The organism is Collimonas antrihumi (assembly GCF_018304965.1).
Lineage (GTDB): Bacteria > Pseudomonadota > Gammaproteobacteria > Burkholderiales > Burkholderiaceae_D > Collimonas > Collimonas antrihumi.
In genome coordinates this window covers 155,351-178,879 of record NZ_JAGQED010000003.1, presented here as the reverse complement: position 1 = coordinate 178,879, position 23,529 = coordinate 155,351, and the positions used below count along the sequence as shown (strand labels likewise).

Genomic DNA, 23,529 nt, shown 5'->3' with positions numbered 1-23,529 from the left:
CTTTAAAATAAGGTCGCCGACGCAAATTTCAAGGGCTGAAGAGACAATTATGCCAGACTGCCGACCTGTCAAAACAGCACATTTGAATAATATTTTCACAACAAAACAATTGTTTCATACAACGCGCCAAGAAACCTGCATGCTTGAAATCACTGAACCAGCCACACCACCCTCTTTCATCCGCCAAATCAGCCGGCCGTTTCTGCGCGATCGCTTGATGCACTTGCTGCTGATCGCCGCCATCATTCTGTCTGTTCTTTCACCACAGCCATTCGCCGAATACCAGACCTGGGTCGACTGGAACACCATCGCGACGCTGGCCGGCATGCTGCTGCTGACCACGGGCATCGAAGTCAGCGGCTACCTGGAACACCTGGGACGGACCATCATCAACCGGTTGCAGCAGGAACGCGTGCTGGCCATCTTCCTGGTGGCGGCGTCGGCCCTGCTGTCAACCGTGCTGACCAACGACATCGCGCTGTTTATCATGGTACCGCTGACCGTCGGCCTGGGCAGCATCAGCGGCTTGCCGATCGGCCGCCTGGTCATCTTTGAAGCATTGGCGGTGAATGCCGGCTCATTGCTGACGCCGATCGGCAACCCGCAAAACATCCTGCTGTGGCAGCGCTCGCATCTGTCCTTTGCCGGCTTCACCTGGCAAATGGCGCCGCTGGCTCTTGCGATTTTTTTGCTATTACTGCTGGCGACCTGGTTCTGCTTCCCCAAACAAACCATACACGTTGAACTGGAAGACAACCCTGCTTCTTATCGGGTCGGTTTGCTGCGGACTTGCGGGTTGCTCTACCTGGCCTTCGTGGCGTCGGTGGAACTGGGGCATCCTGGCTGGGGCTTGCTAGGCGTGGCGGCTGCGGCGCTATTATTCTGCCGCGAAGTCATCGCCAAAGTCGACTGGAGCCTGCTCCTGGTGTTTATCCTGATGTTCATCGATATCCGACTGCTGACACAGTTGCATTTCATCCAGGACCGGGTGGCGGCGATCCCGCATTTTTCCCGGTTTGAACTGTTTATGACGGCCCTGCTCGGCTCCCAGGTCATCAGTAATGTTCCGGCCACCATCCTGCTGGTGAATTATTCCGATGCTTACAAGGTGATCGCTTACGGCGTCAATGCCGGCGGTTTCGGCCTGGCGATCGGATCGCTGGCCAATATCATCGCGCTGCGCATGGCGCCGGAACGCCATCTGTGGCTGCGCTTCCACCTGTATTCCTTTCCCTTCCTGGTTTTGTCGGCGCTGATTGCGTGGTTGCTGTTGGCTTAAATTCCTGCATCGAACCCGCAGCCTTCAGCGGAAAAACAAAAGCCTGGTCAAAAAAGTGTAATCAGCCTCGGTCGCCATCAAGCCCACCAGCACCAGCAAGCAACCGGGCGGCAGCAAGATCGCGATAACCAGCGCCAGGCGCTCCCAGGCCATGTGCATGAAGAAGGCGACGATCAGCCCTGCCTTCATCAGCATCAAGACCAGGATCAGGGTCCAGCGCAGGTAGCTGTGGAAATTAAAATAGTCGACCAGGTAAGACAGCGTGCTGAGCACGAACAGCAGGCCCCATATCTTGAGATACAGGCTGATCGGATGTTGTTGTCCTGTGGCGGAAGTCACGAGCGCACCTACCAGAGATAAAACAAGGCAAAAATGAAAACCCAGACCAGATCGACAAAGTGCCAGTACAAACCGGCGATTTCTACGATCTGGTAATTCCCGCCGATCTTGCCAACTTCGTCATAGCGGCCTCGCAGCAACCGCACAGCCACCGTAATCAGGTAGATCACACCCGCCGTCACGTGCAAGCCGTGGAAACCGGTGATCATGAAAAAAGTCGAGCCGAATTGCGGCGCGCCCATCGGATTGCCCCAAGGGCGCACGCCTTCCTGCAAAATCAACTTACTCCATTCGAACACCTGCATGCTGACAAAACACACGCCGAAACCGGCGGTGGCAATCATCAGGATGGCCGCCTTTACGCGCTCGCGGCGATAGGCGAAATTGACCGCCATCGCCATCGTGCCGCTGCTGCTGATGAGCACGAAGGTCATGATGGCGATGAGCAGCAGCGGCACCTCGGTGGAGCCGATCTTCAGGCCGAACACCAGGCTTGGATTGGGCCACGGAATGGTGCTGGAGATGCGCACCGTCATGTAGCCGATCAGGAAACAACTGAAAATGAATGTATCGGACAGCAGGAAGATCCACATCATGGCCTTGCCCCACGATACCTGGAACGCCTGCCGGTCCGAAGACCAGTCCGCCACCAGTTGCTGCCAGCGGCCGACAGCCGGTGCGGTTGCAGGTGATGGCGCAGTTGTCATGCTCATACATCCTCCTTTATGGCAGCGTTATGGCAGCGCCGTCAACGCGTGCCGCAGACCAGCCGTACCAGTTCCGGTGTCAGCCAGCCCAGCGCAGCAAACAACACCACCCAGACCGCCAGCAGGAAATGCCAGTAACGCGCGCATAGTCCTGCGCGCCAGGCAAGGCGGCGCCGGTCTGGCCGCCACGCAGTATTCGCGGTAAATCCCCAGGCCAGCAGTCCGCCCGCCACATGGAGTCCATGCATGGCCGTCAACAGATAGAAAAAACTGGCGGCCGGATTGCCGCTGGCCGTCACATGCATATTCATCAGAACTTGCCATCCCCACCATTGCACACCCAAAAAAGCAAAACCACAGAAACCCGCGGCGATCAGCAAAGTACGGGTGCGTTTCACTTGCAATGCGCGCGCAGCGACCGCGGCCGAATGCAACAACACGCTGGACAACACCAGCATCGAAGTGCTGAGCCATAGCTGCCATGGCATCGCCAGCGGCGACCAGTCGTTGGCGTCCATGCGCATCACGTAAGCTGCCAGGAACAGCAGGAACAACGCCGTCGCGACACCCATGAACAACCACAAGGCGACGCTGACGGCGCTGCTGCGCTGATTGCCAGACAAGCCATACCCCAGTCCCGGCTGCAGGTAGCCGCCTGCCGGCGGTTTCAAAATGGCGGCTTGGTGCATGTTATTCATGTCAATCATGCCAATGCCTCCTTAGCGATACGCGATTCCGCATCGCCCGCCACCGGCGGTGCATTTTGCGCAATGAAATCTTGTGGCGCGCCAGGCACGCTGTAGGTGTAGGCGCCGCGATATACCACCGGCAGCTGCGGCCCCCAGTTACCATGGGTAGGCGGGGTCTCCGGTGTCTGCCATTCCAGCGACGCGGCGCGCCATGGGTTCGGAGAAGCAGGCTTGCCGCGAAACACGCTCCAGATCAGATTAAAGATAAACAAGAGTTGCGCCGTCGCCACCAGCAACGCAACCACGGTAATGAAGGTGTTCAGCGATTGCGCCGAATCGGGAATGAATTTATAGCCCTCGAAGGCATAGTAGCGGCGCGGCATGCCAAGGATGCCGAGATAATGCATAGGGAAGAATATTGCATAGGTGCCGAGGAAAGTGATCCAGAAATGCACTTTCCCCATCCCTTCGTTAAGCATGCGTCCGCTTACCTTCGGATACCAGTGATAAATCCCGCCAAAAATCACCAGCAAGGGCGACACGCCCATCACCATGTGGAAATGCGCCACCACGAAATAGGTATTGGAGAGCGGGATGTCGACGCTCACGTTGCCGAGAAACAACCCGGTCAGGCCGCCGATAAGGAAGGTACTGACGAAAGCCAGCGCAAACAACATCGGTACCGACAGATGGATATCGCCATTCCACAAGGTCAGCAGCCAGTTGTATACCTTGATGGCAGTAGGCACCGCAATGATCAGGGTGGTAGTCGCGAAGAAGAAACCGAAGTATGGATTCATGCCGCTGACGAACATATGATGCGCCCACACAATCACGCTCAGCACCCCTATCGCCACGATCGCGTACACCATGGTGCGATAGCCGAAAATGCTTTTACGCGCATGGACGCTGATCAGGTCCGACACGATGCCGAACGCAGGTAACGCCACGATATACACCTCGGGATGACCGAAAAACCAGAACAAGTGCTGGAACAGCAAGGGGCTGCCGCCTTTGTAACCGGTGATCTGCCCCATCGATACCAATGCCGGCATGAAGAAGCTGGTGCCCAGCGTGCGATCCAGCAGCATCATGATGCCGCTGACGAACAGTGCCGGAAAAGCCAGCAGCGCCAGGATGGTGGCGACGAAAATTCCCCATACGGTGAGCGGCATGCGCAGCAAGGTCATGCCCTCGGTGCGTAGCTGCAGCACGGTGGTGACGTAATTCAAGCCGCCCATGGTGGCGGCGACGATAAAGATCAGCAGCGATACCAGCATCAGGATGATGCCCCACTCATAACCCGGCGTGCCCGGCAGGATTGCCTGCGGCGGATACAGGGTCCAGCCGGCGCCTGTCGGCCCGCCCGGCACGAAGAAACTGGTCATCAGAACAATCACCGAGACCAGGTAAACCCAGAAACTCAGCATGTTCAGGTAAGGAAAAGCCATGTCGCGCGCACCCACCATCAACGGAATCAGGTAGTTGCCGAAGCCACCCAGGAACAGTGCGGTGAGCAGATAGATCACCATGATCATGCCGTGCATGGTCATGAACTGGTAGTAATGCGGCGCATCGATAAAAGCGAATTTTCCGGGAAAACCCAGTTGCAAACGCATCAGGTTCGACAATCCTACCCCCACCAGGCCGGCCAGGATGGCGACGCTGGCGTACTGGATCGCAATCACCTTGTGATCCTGGCTCCAGACGTATTTCCGAAAGAAGCTTTGCGGTGCATGGTGGGCGCTGTCGTCGGTGTAGGCCATGGCGTTCCTTGATTAACGTAATGAAATGCGTAATGGTGTTATGGAGCGGATTTTTGTGCTTGCTGCGCAGGCGTGGCTGTTGCCGGCGCACCGTAGGATTTGATGTATGCCACCAGCGCCTCCAGTTCGGCGTCGCTTATCTCGATTTTCGGCATCATCGGCGCAAAGCCCTTGACCACGCGCGCCTGCGGATTGCGGATGAAATTCTTCAGATAAGCTTCGTCCACCAATGCAGTGGCGCCGTTCTCCATGGTTTCGGTTTTACCGAACAAACCCTTCCAGGTCGGACCTACGCGCGGACTGCCATCCACCGTATGACAGGCAACACAGGCTTTAGACTCAGCCAGCGCCTTGCCTTGCGCCACCAGAGCATCGCCAGCCGGGGCTGCACCAACGGCGCCAGCGGCAGCAACCGCCTGCGCCACCGAAGCAGGCGCCGGCGGCGCCATGCTCTGCGCAAACGTCGGTTGCGCTTTCAGCCATTTTTGAAAACTTGCGGCGTCTTCCACTACGACATAACCGCGCATGCCCGCATGGCCGACACCGCACAATTGCGCGCACAAAACTTCATAGCGGCCGATCTTGTCCGGCGTGAACCAGAATGAAGTCACCATGCCCGGCACCATGTTCATGCGAGCGCGGAACGGCGGCACATAAAAATCGTGCAACGTATCCACCGATCGCAACAGCATCCTGACCGGCTGGTTGATTTGCAGATGGAGTTCGTTGCTATTGATCAGCACATTGTCCTGGCCGGCGGGGTCGGCAGGATCCAGTCCGAACGGATTGGCGGCGCTGATCAGGTCGACGCCGGAGCGCCCCAGCTTGCCGCTGGCGCCTGGATAGCGAAACCGCCATTGCCATTGCTGGCCGATGACCTCGACATCCCGCGCATTCGCCGGCACCGTGACGTAAGCCGCGTAGACAAACAGGCCCGGCGCCAGCAAGCCCATGATGGCGATGCTGGTGGCGATAATCAGCCAGCGTTCAAGTTTTTGATTGTCGGGCTGATAGGCCGCGCGCCGCCCTTCGCGATGACGAAAGCGCAGCAACGTGTAGACGATGAACAGATTGATAACGACGAAGAAAATGGCAGTAATGACCAGCGTGATGGTCAGCGTATCGTCCATTTGCCGCCAGTTCGATGCCAGCGGGGTCAACCACCATGGGCTGAAAAAATGGAACAGCAGCGAGGCAACCAACATCAAGACGAGTGCAACAGCCATGGCCATAGCTATTCTCTCCCCTGCAAGCAATGCCCGCAGCAGTGACTTAGACGCAATGAAGACTACTCTTTGATCGCTACAGACGGCAGCGATTCGACGCAACAACGCGATCTGTCCAGCGGATCAGAATCGGAATCCTGATCCGTTGACAGTCACATTGACAGTCACAATTAACCGGTGTGCGCAGTTATTGTCCGATCGGCCGTTCCAGCTTCCAATAAATGATTGCCGCCGTCATACCGAAAATCAAATGGGCAACCACAGTCGCCCAACCGCGCATGTCAGCAAACCATGAGAAGAAGCGGGCCATGCCGTAGAAATTGAACAGGTAAACGGCCAGGCCGAACACAGCGCCGGTCAGCAATACCATGCCAACGCTGGAGTCAAAGTGGAAGGGTGCGATGATGACGGCCAGAATCAGGCCCAAAACAATGCCCAGCACGTAGTGAGTGGCAAGGGCCACCGCTACCACGCCGACACTGAAGGTGCTTGCCTGCATCGTATCCGGTCCGAGGACGATGGCGGCAACCATGCGCGACGTGATCCAGGGGCTGGTATCCATGAACAAGGTTGACCAGAGCAATTCCAGCACCATCACGACTGCACCGGCGGCAAAACCGGAGACTGCTGCGGCTGGCCAGTCTGGCAAGCGATTCTCCAGGTGATGCGAATGCATGTGAAGTTCCATGATGACCTCCTGAAAGGCAATAACCAACAACCACATCGTTGTTGCAGATATGGCAAGGCCGCGAGCAATACACTCTGCTGCAGGCTCACTTTCAGAGTAGTACAGAATCATAGACATGCAAAGGAAGTAACTATGCTGCGACGCAGCAGGTGATATCGCCGACGCAGGACATTTCGAGGGATTCAGAGCATTGGGGGAATTGCCATGTTGCCGGGGTTACAGAATACCCGGTTACGGAATTACCAGTTGTACCAAACCGGTGTGACGCTGTCAGGCAACGGCGGCAACGCGCCAAGATCAACCCGCGACTCGGCAGGGCTGTGGAAATCGGAGCCGCGCGAGGCCAGGAAACCGTAGTTGGCGGCGACCTTGGCGTAATAGGCATATTGGTCTGGCGTGTGGCTGCCTGTCATGACTTCGATCGCGGCGCCGCCGAGTTGTTTGAACTCGCTGAAGAAGGCGTCGAATGCCAGGTCGCTCAATTTGTAGCGTCCCGGATGCGCCACTACCGCCACGCCGCCGGCGCCGCGAATCCAGCGCACTGCCTGCTCCAGCGACGCCCAGCGATGCGGCACATATCCGGGATTACCCTCAGTCAGAAAATTGCGGAATACTTCACTGGTATCGGCGCAACGGCCGATTTCCACCAGATAGCGGGCAAAATGGGTACGCGATATCAAATCGGGATTGCCGACATGTTTCAAAGCACCTTCGTAGGCATCAGGAATCCCTGCAATCGCCAGTTGCTCCGCCATTTCACGTGCGCGCCGTTCACGGCCGCCGCGAGTTGCGATCAGCCCCTGCACCAACTCAGGATTGGTTTCATCGATCTGTAAGCCGACAATGTGGATAGTCTGGCTGGCCCAGGTGATCGAGATCTCAACCCCGGCCACATAGGATAGTTCAAGTGCCGCCGCGGCTGTCCGTGCCTCGCTGATGCCGCCTACTTCATCATGATCGGTCAGTGCCCATATATCGACGCCATTAGCCTTGGCGCGCGCAGCCACTTCCATCGGCGCCAAAGTGCCGTCGGAAACATTGGAATGGCAATGGAGATCAACGTTCAACATCAAAAGTCCGTACAGGGAAGACAGTAGTCAAGCTGCAATTGTACGCCCCTTGGAGCGCTCATGCTGCGAACGCACATTTCCTTGCCTACCGGATATCGATCCGTAGCCTGCTTCATCATATGGCGCGGAGCCGCTTGAACATCTGAACACCTATCTGACGCTAAGCCAGTTCATCTTGAAGAAACTGCTCGATCAATTCCGCCAGCGCCTGCGGCTGGTCGTGATGCAACATGTGCCCGGCATCCGCAATGATCGCACTCCTGGCCTGCGGCAGCTGCGCGATGCGGCTATCGATCTGGTCACGCATCACTTCCTGGCCGCCCATCCATTGCCACATATTGGTGTGCTCCGCCTCGACGCATAGCACCGGCGCCGTCGTGGCGCGCCAGCAGGCTAGCATTTCCTCCACTCTCGGCAACACCGGATTGATGATTTTATGCGCGGGATCGGCCAGGATTTCCCATCGTCCCGAATCATTCTGGCGCGACCAGTTCCCAGCCAGAAATGCAGCGCGCTGATCGCTTAAGCGCGGATTGGTTTTCTGCAAGCGCGCGGCCACGGCGGCCTGGTCCGGGTAACTCTGCAGGGCTGCCGCTTCGGCCAGTTGATCCAGCCATTTGGCATAACGCTTGGGCGCCAGTTCGGCCGACAGATGTTCACCGCCGAAACCTTCCAGGTTGATCAGCGCCTTGATCCGTTGCGGGCGTGTGCCGGCGTACAACCCAACCGCGTAGCCGCCCATGCTGTGGCCAAGCAAATTAACCGGCGCATCGGCTGAATAATGCTGCAAGATGCCATCCAGGTCGGCCAGGTAATCGGGAAACCAATAGCTGTCCACCGGCGGCCCCTCGGTCAGGCCAAAGCCGCGCCAGTCCGGCGCGATCACATGCCAGTCACGCTGCAGGCAATCGACCACGAACTGGAACGAGGCCGATACGTCCATCCAGCCATGCATCATGAAAATTTTCGGGGCGCCGGCGCGGCCCCAGTGACGTACGTGATAACGCTGGCCGCGCAGCGGGATGAATTCTGAACGAGATACTTTCATTTGCATGGTGTGCGCACAAGGCTAGAAAATTAGGCAGGAAATTAAGCAAAGAATCTAAGCAAGAAACTGCTCGAGATTGAAATTGGACTCCAGTTCGGCTCCAGAGAATTTCTCCGTCAGCCAGTGTTCGGTGCGCGTACGGCCGGCGTCACGCAAGGCGTGGATGAAGGACGCTTTGGTATTCAATTTGCTGGCAACGCTCAGCTGGCTCATCAGCGCTTCCGAGTCGATCACATGGATGCGCAACTCCTTGAGCCGCTCATGCATTTTGCCGCGCGCCTCGGGATCGGCTTCGGTTTCGCGCTTGGCCAAAGCTAGTCCGCCCAGTTCGGTGAAAAAAGTCGAGCTGAAACTGATTTCACTCAAACGCTGGCCGATCTCGTCAGTGCCGGTGGGTGTCAGCGGACGGCGGAAGGGATGCAGCAGCACCGCCAATATATCGGGCGAGTTGCACAAATGCAGCAAAGGAAAGATCGGCGGATTAGCGGTCAGGCCGCCATCCCAATAGGCTTCGCCGTCGATCTCGACCGCATGGTGCATCGATGGCAGGCAAGCCGATGCCAGCAAAGCATCTTGCGTCAGATCGCTATTGCGAAATATGCGCAAGCGGCCGGTGCTGACCTGGGTTGCGGCGATGAACAGCTTGACTTTGCCTTCTGCGCGCAAACGTTCGAAATCAATCTGCTTGCTGAGGATATCGCGCAAGGGGTTCAGGTCAAACGGGTTGAGTTGATACGGCGAGAACATCCTGGTCACGGAAAACATGTGTTTCAGCAACGCCGACGATGTCGCCTGTGCGGCGATCCCGGCCTCGCTCAATGCCTCCGGCCGCATGAAACTGTACAGATCCCTGGTGCTGACGCTATCCCAGAAATCCGCCAGCGCCTGCCGCGCGCCGTCACGGCCGCCGATAGCCAGGCCGTAACTCATCGCTACCGCATTCATCGCGCCGGCGCTGGCGCCGCTGATGCCCTCGATCTCGATCCGGGGATCTTCCAGCAGGCGATCCAGGGCACCCCAGGTAAACGCGCCGTGCGAGCCACCGCCCTGCAATGCCAAAGTCACTATCTTGTTTTGCATGAAAATCATCCCTGAAGATTGCTATCGGTTGAATCCAATCGTGCCCGCACATTATTTTATGCGCATGACAAGATACGACCATATGCTCCTTCCCCCTAATTTACCAATCTTTGGATCGGCGCGTTTGCTGAACATGGATTTGCGATCTGAAGCCCAATCCGGCGCCAGGCCATCCGGATTCGCCAGGCGCTCGTTACGCTCCAGGCCGGTTATCTGCGCCATGCCCTCTGCCGACAGCACGATGGGATGCTGATAGTCATGGATGTCCTTTGGGTTGAATGGGAGCCGATTAATGGAAGAACGGAAGATAAAAAGTGAAAGGCGTACTGTGCGCGCATTTTTTGTTGCAAAAAATACATACATCGTCAAATGATATTTGCAACCACATCAACAATTAACATCCTGATCTAACAAAAAATGGAAACAATAGGAAATATGAAAAGCTGTTGCCTATTAGTAATGCCGTTCAGTTAAGACGCCAGAGATATCTCCCTCATGCGTCGTTCCCGCGAACGCGGGAATCCATTTTCATTGTTTCACTCGGTAATTTGGATCCCCGCGTTCGCGGGGATGACGGAACCACCGTGGCGGCTGGCCACGTCATATCACTTAACTGAACGGCATTGGTTGCCTATCAGTCGTTTTTACAATTCCCGACTAGTTCGACTATTAATTCACGTTGAATTTCATTTATAATCACCGCGATAAATTAAATCTAAATAAGAATCGATTACATAATCACTCTCATTTACAATGTAATACATACCAGCCAGCAAAACGGGTTCACATGCCGTATTAGCCAGCCAAAAATTCCGCTTCGTCGTTGAAGCCAAACTTTTTTGACAACTAAAACAATGAACCGCCTTAACCCGATTGCCGCTGCCCTGGTCGCAGTGTTCGCCGCTCCCCTGACCTTGCATGCACAACCAGTCCCTCCCCCGAAAACAAATGCCGCACCAGCGGTGCTGCAAGAAGTAACGGTAGAAGGCAGCCGCGGCGATTTCAACGCCAATGGCACTTCCCTCACCAAATTGCCCGCCGACCTGCATGACGTGCCGCAATCGGTTGTTGTGGTGAACAAGGCGCTGATGCAATCGCAAGGCGCGAGCTCGCTGGCGGATGCATTGCGTAACGTTGCCGGCATTACCTTGGGCGGCGCGGAAGGCGGCCAAATCGGCAACAACATTAATTTGAACGGGTTTTCCGCGCGCACCGACATCTATCTGGACGGCTTCCGCGATCGCGGCCAGTACTATCGCGACACCTTCGCCATCGATGAAGTCGAAGTGCTGATGGGCCCGTCATCGATGCTGTTCGGCCGCGGCTCTACCGGCGGCGTGATCAACCAGGTGACAAAAAAGGCCAATCTGCGTGCGTCGACTGAAGTCTCGGCATCGGCCACCACCAACGGCCTGGTTCGTACCACCGCCGACTATAATCGTCCGCTGTCGGACACTTCCGCGCTGCGGCTGTCGGCAATGGCGCAAAATGGCAAGGCAACCACGCGCGACCAGACCGATGTCCAGGATTTCGGCCTGGCCGGCTCCTATGCATTCGGCATCGGCACCCCGACTGAAATTACCTTGTCGGCCCTGGTGCAGCACAATCACGACATGCCGGATTACGGCCTGCCGCCGCTCAATGGCCATCCAGTTCCGGTCGACCGCAATACCGCCTACGGCCTCAACAGCGACCACACCAACCAGGATGTGGCGGCGCTGAACGCCACCATCAGGCACAAGATCACGCCGGATGTCGTGTTGCGCAACCAGACCCAATTCAACTATGTCCGCACCAGCGCGGTAGAGACTGCGCCCAACACCATCGGCACGGTTTCCGCCACCGGCTTTACGCCGCTGACGCCATCGGCTATCAGCGCGCTGCCGTTGAGCGGCTTGTACGTGCGCGGCCAAAGCCATGATCGCGACATCCGCGACTATTCGATTTTCAACCAGACCGAACTGTCCGCCAAACTCAGCACCGGCAGCATCAAGCATGAGCTGCTGGTGGGCCTGGAACTCGGCCATGACGGCTACGACAACCAAGGCTACTACCGCAACGGCAGCTGCAACGGCGTGGCATTGAACGCCGCCTCGGCGGTAGCCGGTTATAACGACTGCGTGCCGCTGCTCAATCCAGGCTACAGCACGGCTGGCAGCAATGTCGCCAGCAAGGCCGGTAACCGTGCCGGCGGCTCCGCCAACACGATTGCCACCTACGTCAACGACACCGTGGCGCTGACGCCTGAATTCAAACTGGTCGGCGGCCTGCGCTTCGACAGATACATCGCCAGCATCACCAATTCGCTAAACTCGACCAATGCGCCTGCGGCCGCCAAGAACACCACCCTCGCCTCCGCCCAGCAGACAGTCAACTTCACCAGCGTGCGCGCGGGCGGCATCTGGCAGCCAAGCGCGGAGCAGTCTTACTACCTGTCCTACGGCACTTCGTTCAACCCGTCGCTGGAACAGCTGACCGGCACCACCGGCCAGCAAAACCTCGATCCCGAAAAAAACCGTTCCTACGAACTGGGCGGCAAGTGGGATCTGCTCAACGGCAAGCTGTCGCTCAACTCGGCCATCTTCCAGATCAAGAAAGAGAATGCGCGCAGCCAGATCACCACCGGCGTATATGAGCTGGATGGCACGGTCAGAGTCAACGGCGCACGCGCCGGCGCCGTCGGCAGCATCACCAAGGATTGGCAAATCGCGCTCGGCTACACTTACCTCGACGCCAAGGTGATCCAGTCTTCCGGACTCGACGGCACGCTGGGCAAGATCCCGGTCAACACGCCAAAGAATACGCTGACGACCTGGTCCACCTACAAGGTCGCGCCGCACTGGGAAGTCGGCGGCGGCGCCACTTACATGTCGGCACGCTACGCCAACCCTGCCAACACCGTGCAGGTCGGCGGCTATACACGTTGGGACGCGACACTGGCTTACACCCAGCCGAAATACGATATACGCTTGAATTTGTTCAACCTGACCAACAAGATGTATTACGATTCGCTGATCCAGTCCGACGGCGGACGTTCGGTCCCAGGCAACGGCCGCACTGCCATGCTATCGCTCACCTATCGTATGTAGCCTTGAAGAACCGTTCATGCTGATTGCCATTCCCGAAGTGCTCAACGCACAACAGCTCGACGCTGTGCGTGATTTGCTGGACCAGGCCGGACCGGCGTGGGTCGACGGCCGCGTCACGGCCGGCTACCAGGGCGCGGCGCTCAAGTTCAATCAGCAGATCGATGAACGCTCCGAAGTGGCGTTGCAATGCCAGCAGATCATTCTGGGGGTATTGGAGCGCCACCCGCGCTTTATCAGCGCAGCGCTGCCGAATACGGTCTACCCGCCGATGTTCAACCGCTACGGCGAAGGCATGACCTTCGGCGCCCATGTCGACGGCAGCGTGCGGATCAATCCGCATGACGGCCGCAAGCTGCGTACCGACATCTCCGCCACCCTGTTCTTGTCGGACCCGGCCTCGTACGACGGTGGCGAGCTGCAGATTGAAGACAGTTATGGCATGCACTCGGTAAAACTGGCTGCCGGCGATATGGTGATTTATCCGGCCACCAGCTTGCATCAGGTGACGCCGATCACCCGCGGCGTACGCACCGCCTGTTTTTTCTGGGTACAAAGCCTGGTGCGCGACGATGCGCAACGCAGCATGCTGTTCGACATGGACAACGCGATCCAGAAACTGAACCAGACCAACGCCGACGAGCAAGCGCGGCGTACCTTGATCGGCTGTTATCACAACCTGATGCGGCAATGGAGCGAGACCTGAAGGTCATCTGAACCCCACTTGAAACGCGTCTGAAATTGGGCCAACGCCGCAGCAGGCATTAATCTGCTGCGGTGTTACTATAGTTGGCTAGCCTCACGATTCGCTTGTGCGAACGGCTGAAGGCGGCATCGTTAAAACAACACTCCTGGCTGCACTCCTGGACTATTGACGATTTGCAGTTAATGCACCTTTTCCAGCAAAGAGTGGTTGCGATGCTTTCGGAGTCCCCAGTTTCCCCCGAGTACCTCAGCGAGGCGCTGCAGCTGCATTTGGCCGACGATCTGGTCGAGCATGGCTGGTCCCAGCAAAACATTTTCTTGCCGGCGCAACTGACGCTGGAGCTGGCCGCCGAATGCCGTTTGCTGGCAACCAGTGGCGCCCTGAATGCGGCCAGCGTAGGCCGCGGCACGACGCAAGCGATACGGACCGATATCCGCGGCGACCAGATTCTTTGGCTTAAAGCCGGACAATCGCCGGCATGCGACCATTATCTGCACATCATGGAGAATTTGCGCGTGGCGCTCAACCGCGAGCTTTTTCTAGGACTGGTGGATTATGAAAGCCACTTTGCGCTTTACGCGCCAGGCGCTTCTTACCAGACCCACCTGGACCGATTCCGCGACGATGACTGTCGCACGGTGTCGGTAGTCATCTATCTCAATCAAGACTGGCTGCCGGAACAAGGCGGCGCCTTGCGCTTGCATCCGCAGGGCGAGTGCACGCAAGACATTGCGCCGCTAGGCAGCCGCCTGGTGCTATTCCTGTCGGCTGACATGCTGCACGAAGTACTCCCGGCGACGCGTGACCGCCTGTCCCTCGCCGGCTGGTTCAGACGACGGCCCGCCTAAGGTAACTAGTTGTGAATTAAGAAACTTCGACTAAGCCCTGGCCCATGTGTCCGGGATGCGCCCGGCATGTCTCGGCATGTCTCGGCATGTCTCGGCATGTCTATGCAGCGCGCGGTGGCCTATACTGTTTGTATGACTTGCCGGCTGCTACCTGACCTATCCGGTTACCGGGCACCCGCGCAAAGCCATCCTCGACAAGGAAGGAGGCACAAAATGCCCTGGAATTTCGCCTGGTTCGGACTAGTCGCATTCGTTTTCGTATTGCTCATCCTGCTGAATGCGGCAGTATACATTTTTCGGGAATATGAGCGTTGCGTAGTCTTCACCCTGGGACGGTTCTCCGGCGTCAGAGGGCCGGGGCTGGTGCTTCTGATTCCGGCCATTCAACAGCTGGTCAGGGTGGATTTGCGGACCGTCGTGCTGGAGGTGCCGACGCAGGACGTAATCTCGCGCGACAACGTGTCGGTACGGGTTAATGCGGTGGTTTATTTCCGTGTCACCGATCCCAAGAAAGCCATCGTCGAGGTAGCCAATTTTTTCAACGCAACCAGTCAGTTGTCGCAAACCATGTTGCGCTCGGTGCTGGGCAAGCATCAGCTGGACGACATGCTGGCCGAGCGCGAAAAACTGAACCTCGCGATTCAGCAGGCGCTCGATGCGCAAACCGACTCCTGGGGCATCAAGGTTTCCAATGTCGAAATCAAGCAGGTAGACCTGACCGAATCGATGATCCGCGCCATCGCACGGCAAGCTGAAGCAGAACGCGAACGGCGCGCCAAGGTGATCCACGCCGAGGGTGAGCTGCAAGCATCTGAAAAACTCTACCAGGCAGCCCACGTATTGGCGCAGGAACCGCAGGCAATCCTGCTGCGCTACCTGGAAACGCTGACCGTGATTGGCGCCGACAAGAACACCACGGTCGTATTCCCATTGCCGATGGATCTGCTATCTTCGTTCCTGGGAGATAAAAGAAAGACGCCGTAGCCGGCGTCAAATTCAGTTCAGCCCGGGATACGTGAGTCGTACTGCGGCAGGGTTAAAGCCAGCCATGCCACAACGCATTTTTGGCGTTGCCATATAATTGGCTTTCCAAAATTTCCCGTCACCCGGCGCGCCAGGAATACCTCCAATCATGCACCCAATTACGATCGATACCCTCGCCGCTTTCCCGCTACAGCTAGAGGCGCATTTTGCCGCCATTCCCGCCGAATTTCGGCATTGGACGCCAGCCTCCTGGGAAGGCGTGCCGAGTGAACCGTTCACCGCCATCGAACAGATTTGCCACGTACGCGACATCGAGATCGACGGCTATCAGCTACGCTTCCGGCGCACGCTTGATGAAGTCGATCCACTTCTGGTTTCGATCGATAGCGACGCCCTTGCCAGCGAGCGCGGTTACGCCGCCGCCAATCCGGTTACCGTCTTCACCGCATTTCGCGCAGCGCGGGCCAAGACAGTCGAACTGCTATCGAACCTGAATCCAGAACAGTTCAAACGCAGCGCCGAATTTGAAGGTTATGGCCCTGTCACGCTACGCGGCCTGGTGCACCATCTGTGCAGCCACGACCAGCAGCACCTGGCGGGCTTGCAGTGGCTGCTTGGAAAAATAGAGACCGCTCGCAGGTGACATTCAGAACGCCGGCATCGACTTGCTTTAACATGGCACTCCTCCGATTTGTTTGCGCTGTAAACAGATCAGTCTACCGATGAATCGCGATCGATGAAGCCTCCCTGACGACAACGCCGGCGGCAGATCCATCGTCATTTGGTGTATCCTTTCCGGATGAACAGCGAAACCGACATCCAACTCAGCGGGCCATTCAGCGTTACCGACGCCACTGGCCGTAGTCATAACATAAAAGCAATTCGTATTTTCGATGAAGGCTATGGAATCATCGACGTCTATATCGATTTCGCCTCGGCGATCGGCAAAGACCGCCTGTATGAAGACAAAGTACTGATCGCCCAGGTTCTGGGCCAGTTGCGCAAGATCGGCTACGTCGGCCCGGACTTCGGCCACGGCGATCTTGGTTTGCAGGACGACAAACTGATCGTGCTGGAAGCACCGGAAGAATTCAATGCGTTCGCGGCAAGCAAAGGCTGGAAAAACCTGGCTGACGAATTTGCCGAAGAAGACTACGCAGACGATGCAGACAGCAACGACAACAGCAACGGGCAAGCGGCATCAAGCTCGAAACTTGACGCTCTCAAGAATAAATTCAAAGCCTGATTTTTACCAAAAACGTCATATCGACCTCGACAATATGATTACCGACATCGAGCAGTAAGTAGGGTGGGCATGAATGCCCACGCGTGACCGCGATAGCCGGAGTGCGAACGTACGCGTTACCGAAACAGTCATCTGCCACGAGTCAATTCCGCGTGGGCATTCATGCCCACCCTACTAGCTGAAGGCAGGCAATACTTACTTAAGTTCTGCAAGCTTTTTCAACGCCGCCAGCACTTCCGGGAAATCCGCGGTCACCATCGGCCCGAAATCGGCCGCGGCCGGTCCGGTAATCTCGGTGCTGTAGATGACCTTGCTGCCGCCGGAAGCCAGCGGCACGATTCTGTGGTGCACCAGTATCCGGGTGCCGTCTATGATCGTCTCATCGGTAAAACTCTGGTTCTCTTTGACATCGATCAAAGTGGTGGTAAACACGTCCTCGCCGGGAGGTTGCATCGAGAACGTGGTGCCAACCGCAAATGCGCCGTGGATCTCGATGTTATCAATCCCCTGGTTCCACTTTTTCCAGCCCTCTACGTCTGCAAACAGCTTCCAGACCTGTGCCGGCGTCGCTGTTGTTTCAATACTATCTTCGTGAGCCCACATGGTGTTGTCCTCGTTGTCTAAGGAAGCATGGATTGCGTGACGTTAATCCAAACATTAATTTAGCATGGCTACAGAACAGACCAACCTGCGCATAAAAAAAAGCTCGCCGCAGCGAGCTTTTTTCCACACCGGATTCAGTTGTTAAAACTGGTTCATCGTATTGTCTTTACCAGATGCTTTCAGAGCAGCTTCGCCACTGAAGTAATCTTTGTGATCATCGCCGATGTCTGAACCGGCCATGTTCTGATGCTTGACACAAGCGATAGCCTGGCGGATTTCCTTGCGCTGAACGCCGGCAACATAACCCAACATGCCCTGGTCACCGAAGTATTCTTTTGCCAGGTTGTCAGTCGACAATGCAGCGGTGTGATAAGTCGGCAGAGTAATCAGGTGATGGAAAATACCCGCTTCACGCGCTGAATCGGCTTGGAAAGTCCGGATTTTTTCATCTGCGGCAATTGCCAATTCAGTTGCGTCGTACTCAACGCTCATCAGCGCAGCGCGATCGTAAGCAGAAACGTCTTTGCCTTCGCTTTTCATGAGGTCGAAAATTTGCTGACGGAAGTTCAGTGTCCAGTTGAATGACGGGCTGTTGTTATAAACCAGCTTGGCATTTGGAATAACTTTACGAATCGCTTTGACCATGCCGCCGATCTGAGCAATGTGTGGCTTCTCGGTTTCGATCCAAAGCAAGTCGGCGCCGTTATGCAGAGATGTAATGCAATCCAATACGCAACGCTCTTCACCGGTACCGGCGCGGAACTGGAACAAATTGCTAGGCAAACGCTTAGGGCGCAGAAGCTTGCCGTCGCGCTTGATGACAACGTCGCCATTGTTCATGGATTCGGTAGAAACTTCTTCAACGTCCAGGAAGGAGTTGTATTGATCGCCCAAATCGCCCGGCTCGCGAGTTACCGCGATTTGTTTGGTCAGGCCTGCACCCAGTGAGTCGGTACGCGCAACGATGACACCGTCGTCTACACCCAGCTCCAGGAACGCGTAACGCACGGCACGGATCTTCGCCAGGAAATCTTCGTGAGGAACAGTTACTTTACCGTCTTGGTGGCCGCACTGCTTTTCATCGGAAACCTGGTTTTCGATCTGGATACAGCATGCACCCGCTTCAATCATCTGCTTAGCCATCAGGTAGGTCGCTTCAGCATTGCCGAAACCGGCATCGATATCGGCAATGATTGGCACTACGTGGGTGACGTGGTTATCAATTTTGTCCTGGATCGCTTGCTTGGCAGCGCCTTGAGCACCGTCCAATTGGCGGAACAAACCGCCCAGTTCACGTGCATCGGCTTGGCGCAGGAAAGTGTACAGCTCCCTGATCAGGTCGGCTACGGCAGTCTTCTCGTGCATGGACTGGTCAGGCAACGGGCCGAATTCGGAGCGCAACGCAGCAACCATCCAGCCAGACAGGTACAGGTAGCGACGGTCGGTGTTGTTGAAGTGCTTCTTAATCGAAATCATCTTCTGTTGACCGATAAAACCGTGCCAGCAACCCAAAGACTGGGTGTATTTGGACGAGTCAGCGTCGTAGTTTGCCATGTCATCGCGCATGATCTTGGCGGTGTACCTGGCGATATCCAGACCGGTTTTGAATCTGTTCTGGGCGCGCATACGTGCGGCAGATTCAGGATTAATCGCGTTCCAGGCACTACCTTCTTTGTCTTTCAGGCTGGCAATGGCTTTGATGTCGTCTTGATATTGTGACATGTGTATATCCTAGATAATAAAGCAAGATTGAGAAAAAACGAATTGTGTGGCGATACATCTGTTCACTCTCGTACGAAAACCAGAGTGGTGAAATCGAAGAAAACTGCATGGAGAAATAATAGCGGTTTTTTTGAATATCGACCATGTCTTATATAAGACATATGACTTAAATTAATTCGTTTATTTTCAATGCCTTATGCTCTATTTTTTGCTATGTGAAATTAGTTTTCAAAAAAATGACTCCGTTTTCCTGATTTGCTTGGCACTCGCATCCCACAATGTGGAGCTAATTTTTCGCATAGTGGAATATCCGGGACGGGACTGGTGACGCCGAACTTGCCGTTTGACGAGCGGCGCAGCGGGTTGCGAATCCAGCGCAATGATTTGGATAGCGCAACCGGATCGTCAGAACTGACGATTTTGAAGAAAATAAACAGCTGTGACCATTAGAACGCACCCCCGGGCACGCGCACCCATCCCTCCATCAGCACCCGGGCGCTGCGGCTCATGATGGCTTTGGTCACACTCCATTCGCCGTTTGCCTGGCTGGCTTCCGCACCCACCCGCAAGGTGCCTGAAGGATGCCCGAAGCGCACCGCTGTTTTCGCGCCGCCGCCGGCGGCAAGGTTCACCAGCGTGCCGGGAATCGCCGCCGCGGTGCCGATGGCTACCGCTGCCGTACCCATCATGGCGTGATGCAGCTTACCCATGGACAGCGCACGCACCAGCAAATCGATATCGCCGGCGTCGACCTGCTTGCCGCTGGAAGAAACGTAGCTGGCTGGCTTGGCGACAAACGCCACTTTTGGCGTGTGCTGGCGATTCGCTGCTTCATCGAGCTGCTTGATGAGACCCATGCGCAGCGCGCCATGCGCGCGAATGGTTTCAAATTTGGCCAATGCCTCGACATCGCCGTTGATGGCGTCCTGCAGCTCGGTGCCGGTGTACCCGACCGCTTCCGCGTTCACGAAGATGGTCGGGATGCCGGCATTGATCATGGTGACCTTGAGCCTGCCGACACCCGGAACCTCGAGGTCGTCAACCAGATTCCCGGTGGGGAACATGGATCCGCCCTCGCCCTCCTCGTCAGCTGCGGGCGCCATGAATTCAAGTTGCACCTCCGCCGCCGGGAACGTGACGCCGTCAAGCTCGAAATCACCGGTTTCCTGCACGGCGCCGTTGGTGATCGGCACATGGGCGATGATGGTCTTGGCGATGTTCGCCTGCCAGATACGCACAGTCGCCATGCCGTTTTGCGGAATGCGTCCGGCATCGACCAAGCCGCTGGCGATCGCGAACGAACCAACCGCGGCGGACAGATTGCCGCAATTGCCACTCCAGTCGACAAATGCTTTATCGATGGCTACCTGGCCAAACAGGTAATCGACATCGTGATCGGGCTTGCTGCTCTTGGACAGGATCACCGTCTTGCTGGTGCTCGAGGTCGCCCCGCCCATGCCGTCAATCTGCTTGCCGTAAGGGTCCGGGCTGCCGATGACACGCAACAGCAATGCATCACGTGCAGTGCCGGGTACCTGCGCTGTTTCGGGTAAGTCTTGCAGGCGGAAGAACACGCCTTTGCTGGTGCCGCCACGCATGTAGGTGGCGGCAATCTTGATCTGGTGCATGTGGGTCAAAGCGTGGGCCATTTTGTGTTGTCCTCTTCAGGCAGCCGTTGACGATTCGAGGAAGTCTTGAGCGAAACGCTGCAGCACGCCGCCCGCTTCGTAGATCGAAACTTCTTCCGCAGTGTCAAGACGGCAAGTCACAGGCACTTCCACACGCTCGCCGTTCTTGCGATTGATGACCAGCGTCAGCGTCGTGCGCGGAGTGCGTTCACCGATCACGTCGAAGGTTTCAGTACCGTCGATGTTCAAGGTGATGCGGTTGACGCCAGGCTTGAACTCCAGCGGCAGCACGCCCATGCCGACCAGATTGGTGCGGTGGATGCGTTCAAAGCCTTCCGCTACGATGGCTTCCACGCCTGCCAGGCGCACGCCTTTGGCGGCCCAGTCACGTGAGGAGCCCTGGCCGTAGTCGGCGCCGGCGATCACGATCAACGGCTGCTTGCGCTCCATGTAGATCTCGATCGCTTCCCACATGCGGGTGACCGTGCCCTCTGGCTCCATGCGCGTCAGCGAACCCGCCTTCACCTTGCCGTTTTCCTTCACCATTTCATTCTTCAAGGTGGGATTAGCGAACGTGGCGCGTTGCGCAGTGAGATGATCGCCGCGATGGGTGGCGTAGGAGTTGAAGTCTTCCTCAGGCAACCCCATCTTGGCCAGGTACGCACCCGCTGCGCTATCGAGCATGATGGCATTCGATGGCGACAGGTGATCGGTGGTGATGTTGTCGCCCAACACCGCCAGCGGACGCATGCCCTTCATCGTACGCTCGCCAGCCAGTGCGCCTTCCCAGTATGGTGGACGACGGATATAGGTGGTCTGCGGACGCCAGTCGTACAGCGGGCTGACTTTCTCGCCGTTATCGGCAACCACGGCAAACATCGGCTCGTAGACCTTGCGGAACAACTCTGGCTTGACGCTGGAGGCGACGATGGCATCGATTTCTTCATCGGACGGCCAGATATCTTTCAGCGTCACAGGATGGCCATCGGCGTCGATACCCAGGATATCTTTCTCGATATCGAAACGGATGGTGCCAGCGATGGCGTAGGCCACCACCAGCGGCGGCGAGGCCAGGAAAGCCTGTTTGGCGTAAGGGTGGATACGGCCGTCGAAATTTCGGTTGCCCGAGAGGACCGCGGTGGCGTACAGATCGCGCTCCACCACTTCCTTCTGGATGACCGGATCCAGCGCACCGCTCATGCCGTTGCAAGTGGTGCAGGCAAAGGCCACCACACCGAAGCCCAGTGTTTCCAGTTCCGGCATCAGTCCGGCTGCTTCCAGATACAGCGCAACCGTCTTGGAGCCCGGCGCCAGCGAGCTCTTTACCCACGGTTTGCGAGTGAGGCCACGGGCATTCGCGTTGCGCGCCAACAAACCGGCAGCGATCATGTTGCGCGGGTTGTTGGTATTAGTGCAGCTGGTGATGGCGGCGATGATCACGGCGCCGTCTGGCATAAGACCTGGTTCATTCTCCACCTTGCCGCTGATGCCGCGCGCGGCCAGTTCGGAAGTCGGCACGCGATTGTGCGGGTTGGATGGCCCGGCAATGTTACGCACCACGGAGGACAGGTCGAACTTGATGACGCGTTCGTACTCGGCGTGCTTCAGGCTGTCGGCCCAGAGTCCGGTTTCCTTGGCGTAGATTTCCACCAGCTTGACCAGCGCATCGTCGCGGCCGGTGAGCTTCAGGTATTTGATGGTTTGCTCGTCGATGTAAAACATCGCGGCGGTGGAGCCGAACTCCGGCGCCATGTTGGAAATGGTCGCGCGGTCGCCCAACGTCAGGTGCGAAGCACCTTCACCGTAGAACTCGAGATAAGAGGACACGACCTTCTGCGCGCGCAAGAACTCGGTCAGCGCCAGCACGATGTCAGTCGCAGTGATGCCCGGCTGCGGCTTGCCGCTCAGCTCGACGCCGATGATATCCGGCAGGCGCATCCAGGAGGCGCGGCCCAGCATCACGCTTTCAGCTTCCAGGCCGCCGACGCCGATGGCGATTACGCCCAGCGCATCCACCATCGGCGTGTGGCTGTCGGTACCGACCAGGGTATCCGGGAAGGCGACACCATCTTTCACCTGCACCACCGGCGACATGCGCTCGAGGTTGATCTGGTGCAGGATGCCGTTGCCCGGCGGGATCACGTCGACGTTCTTGAACGCCTTCTTGGTCCAGTTGATGAAGTCGAAACGGTCTTCGTTACGACGGTCTTCGATGGCGCGGTTCTTGCCGAATGCATCTGGATCGAAGCCGCCGCACTCGACGGCTAGCGAATGGTCCACCACCAGCTGCGTCGGCACCACCGGATTGACCAGGGCCGGGTCTCCGCCCTGTGCGGCAATCGCGTCACGCAGGCCGGCGAGATCGACCAGTGCGGTCTGGCCCAGGATGTCATGGCACACCACGCGGGCCGGGAACCACGGAAAGTCGAGGTCGCGCTTGCGCTCGATGAACTGTTTCAGGGAATCGGTCAGGGTCGCAGGGTCGCAACGGCGCACGAGGTTTTCGGCCAGCACGCGCGAGGTGTATGGCAGCTTGTCGTAGGCGCCAGGCTGGATGGCATCGACCGCGGCGCGCGTGTCGAAATAATCCAGCTTGGTGCCAGGAAGAGGTTTGCGATTTGCAGTGTTCATGGCTCAGTCAAGAAAGGGGTAATGGTCAGGCTTAGGCTTTACCTAAGGTCCTTAAGTGCAGCTCCAATAACCTTGTTACGTTATTGGCAACCCCGTCATTCCCGCGAGCGCGGGAATCTATTTTAAATCAGCAACTTGGATCCCCGCGTTCGCGGGGATGACGGAGTTTTTTAGAGGTCACCT

21 protein-coding genes are annotated in these 23,529 nt (G+C 57.1%); 7 read left to right on the top strand and 14 right to left on the bottom strand.

The genetic code is table 11. The features are described from left to right. Nucleotides 1-139 precede the first annotated feature (139 nt). The gene (locus KHU29_RS04830; protein ID WP_211451545.1) at nt 140-1,279 is read left to right on the top strand and encodes an SLC13 family permease; all 1,140 of its coding nucleotides are present in this window, start codon (nt 140-142) and stop codon (nt 1,277-1,279) included. 24 nt (nt 1,280-1,303) lie between these two features. Here the strand turns inward: KHU29_RS04830 and KHU29_RS04825 are convergent, their stop codons facing one another. The 10 genes from KHU29_RS04825 to KHU29_RS04780 all read right to left on the bottom strand — a co-directional run bounded on the left by KHU29_RS04825 (nt 1,304) and on the right by KHU29_RS04780 (nt 10,261). Then, nucleotides 1,304-1,618 carry a cytochrome C oxidase subunit IV family protein gene (locus KHU29_RS04825; RefSeq protein WP_092414380.1) on the bottom strand — a complete coding sequence of 105 codons (315 nt, stop codon included), beginning with the start codon at nt 1,616-1,618 and terminating at the stop codon, nt 1,304-1,306. An 8-nt stretch (nt 1,619-1,626) separates the two neighbouring features. Next, nucleotides 1,627-2,331: a heme-copper oxidase subunit III family protein gene (locus KHU29_RS04820; protein ID WP_425514446.1), complete on the bottom strand. Its 705-nt coding sequence runs from the start codon at nt 2,329-2,331 to the stop codon at nt 1,627-1,629. A gap of 35 nt (nt 2,332-2,366) precedes the next feature. Beyond that, nucleotides 2,367-3,023 (bottom strand): cytochrome c oxidase subunit 3 family protein, encoded by a 657-nt coding sequence (locus KHU29_RS04815; RefSeq protein WP_246541526.1) that lies wholly within the window; start codon nt 3,021-3,023, stop codon nt 2,367-2,369. Between the two features lie 5 nt (nt 3,024-3,028). Then, nucleotides 3,029-4,780 carry a cytochrome c oxidase subunit I gene (gene ctaD / locus KHU29_RS04810; protein ID WP_211451544.1) on the bottom strand — a complete coding sequence of 584 codons (1,752 nt, stop codon included), beginning with the start codon at nt 4,778-4,780 and terminating at the stop codon, nt 3,029-3,031. 38 nt (nt 4,781-4,818) lie between these two features. Further along, the gene (locus KHU29_RS04805) at nt 4,819-6,012 is read right to left on the bottom strand and encodes a cytochrome c oxidase subunit II (RefSeq protein WP_211451543.1); all 1,194 of its coding nucleotides are present in this window, start codon (nt 6,010-6,012) and stop codon (nt 4,819-4,821) included. A gap of 181 nt (nt 6,013-6,193) precedes the next feature. Beyond that, nucleotides 6,194-6,694, bottom strand: coding sequence for a hypothetical protein (locus KHU29_RS04800; RefSeq protein ID WP_211451542.1), 501 nt, complete (start codon nt 6,692-6,694; stop codon nt 6,194-6,196). Between the two features lie 239 nt (nt 6,695-6,933). Then, nucleotides 6,934-7,764, bottom strand: a complete 831-nt coding sequence (locus tag KHU29_RS04795) for a 3',5'-nucleoside bisphosphate phosphatase (protein WP_211451541.1) — start codon at nt 7,762-7,764, stop codon at nt 6,934-6,936. A gap of 160 nt (nt 7,765-7,924) precedes the next feature. After that, entirely contained in the window at nt 7,925-8,812 is an 888-nt protein-coding gene (locus tag KHU29_RS04790) for an alpha/beta fold hydrolase (RefSeq protein ID WP_211451540.1), read from the bottom strand. Nucleotides 8,813-8,866: 54 nt separating this feature from the next. Next, nucleotides 8,867-9,892: a patatin-like phospholipase family protein gene (locus KHU29_RS04785; RefSeq protein ID WP_211451539.1), complete on the bottom strand. Its 1,026-nt coding sequence runs from the start codon at nt 9,890-9,892 to the stop codon at nt 8,867-8,869. A 51-nt stretch (nt 9,893-9,943) separates the two neighbouring features. After that, complete coding sequence (locus tag KHU29_RS04780) at nt 9,944-10,261, bottom strand: hypothetical protein (RefSeq protein WP_211451538.1); 318 nt, start codon at nt 10,259-10,261, stop codon at nt 9,944-9,946. A gap of 485 nt (nt 10,262-10,746) precedes the next feature. On the opposite strand from KHU29_RS04780, the gene KHU29_RS04775 reads away from it, so the two are divergent. The 6 genes from KHU29_RS04775 to KHU29_RS04750 all read left to right on the top strand — a co-directional run bounded on the left by KHU29_RS04775 (nt 10,747) and on the right by KHU29_RS04750 (nt 16,762). Then, nucleotides 10,747-12,981 carry a TonB-dependent receptor gene (locus KHU29_RS04775; protein WP_211451537.1) on the top strand — a complete coding sequence of 745 codons (2,235 nt, stop codon included), beginning with the start codon at nt 10,747-10,749 and terminating at the stop codon, nt 12,979-12,981. Between the two features lie 16 nt (nt 12,982-12,997). Next, nucleotides 12,998-13,684 carry a Fe2+-dependent dioxygenase gene (locus KHU29_RS04770; protein WP_211451536.1) on the top strand — a complete coding sequence of 229 codons (687 nt, stop codon included), beginning with the start codon at nt 12,998-13,000 and terminating at the stop codon, nt 13,682-13,684. Nucleotides 13,685-13,896: 212 nt separating this feature from the next. Next, the gene (locus KHU29_RS04765; protein WP_211451535.1) at nt 13,897-14,532 is read left to right on the top strand and encodes a 2OG-Fe(II) oxygenase; all 636 of its coding nucleotides are present in this window, start codon (nt 13,897-13,899) and stop codon (nt 14,530-14,532) included. A gap of 213 nt (nt 14,533-14,745) precedes the next feature. Continuing rightward, the gene (locus tag KHU29_RS04760; RefSeq protein WP_211451534.1) at nt 14,746-15,516 is read left to right on the top strand and encodes a slipin family protein; all 771 of its coding nucleotides are present in this window, start codon (nt 14,746-14,748) and stop codon (nt 15,514-15,516) included. Between the two features lie 148 nt (nt 15,517-15,664). After that, the gene (locus tag KHU29_RS04755; protein WP_211451533.1) at nt 15,665-16,159 is read left to right on the top strand and encodes a DinB family protein; all 495 of its coding nucleotides are present in this window, start codon (nt 15,665-15,667) and stop codon (nt 16,157-16,159) included. 156 nt (nt 16,160-16,315) lie between these two features. After that, a complete protein-coding gene (locus tag KHU29_RS04750) occupies nt 16,316-16,762 on the top strand; it encodes a hypothetical protein (RefSeq protein WP_211451532.1) in 447 nt (148 codons plus the stop codon). Nucleotides 16,763-16,957: 195 nt separating this feature from the next. On the opposite strand, the gene KHU29_RS04745 is transcribed toward KHU29_RS04750, so the two are convergent. From KHU29_RS04745 to acnD, 4 genes are all read right to left on the bottom strand, one after another. After that, nucleotides 16,958-17,365, bottom strand: a complete 408-nt coding sequence (locus KHU29_RS04745) for an SRPBCC family protein (protein WP_211451531.1) — start codon at nt 17,363-17,365, stop codon at nt 16,958-16,960. Between the two features lie 141 nt (nt 17,366-17,506). Next, nucleotides 17,507-19,087: an isocitrate lyase gene (locus KHU29_RS04740; protein WP_211451530.1), complete on the bottom strand. Its 1,581-nt coding sequence runs from the start codon at nt 19,085-19,087 to the stop codon at nt 17,507-17,509. Nucleotides 19,088-19,533: 446 nt separating this feature from the next. Next, on the bottom strand, nt 19,534-20,724 hold the full coding sequence (prpF, locus tag KHU29_RS04735) for a 2-methylaconitate cis-trans isomerase PrpF (protein ID WP_211451627.1): 1,191 nt from the start codon (nt 20,722-20,724) through the stop codon (nt 19,534-19,536). A gap of 27 nt (nt 20,725-20,751) precedes the next feature. Next, nucleotides 20,752-23,346 (bottom strand): Fe/S-dependent 2-methylisocitrate dehydratase AcnD, encoded by a 2,595-nt coding sequence (gene acnD / locus KHU29_RS04730; protein ID WP_211451529.1) that lies wholly within the window; start codon nt 23,344-23,346, stop codon nt 20,752-20,754. Nucleotides 23,347-23,529: the final 183 nt, after the last annotated feature.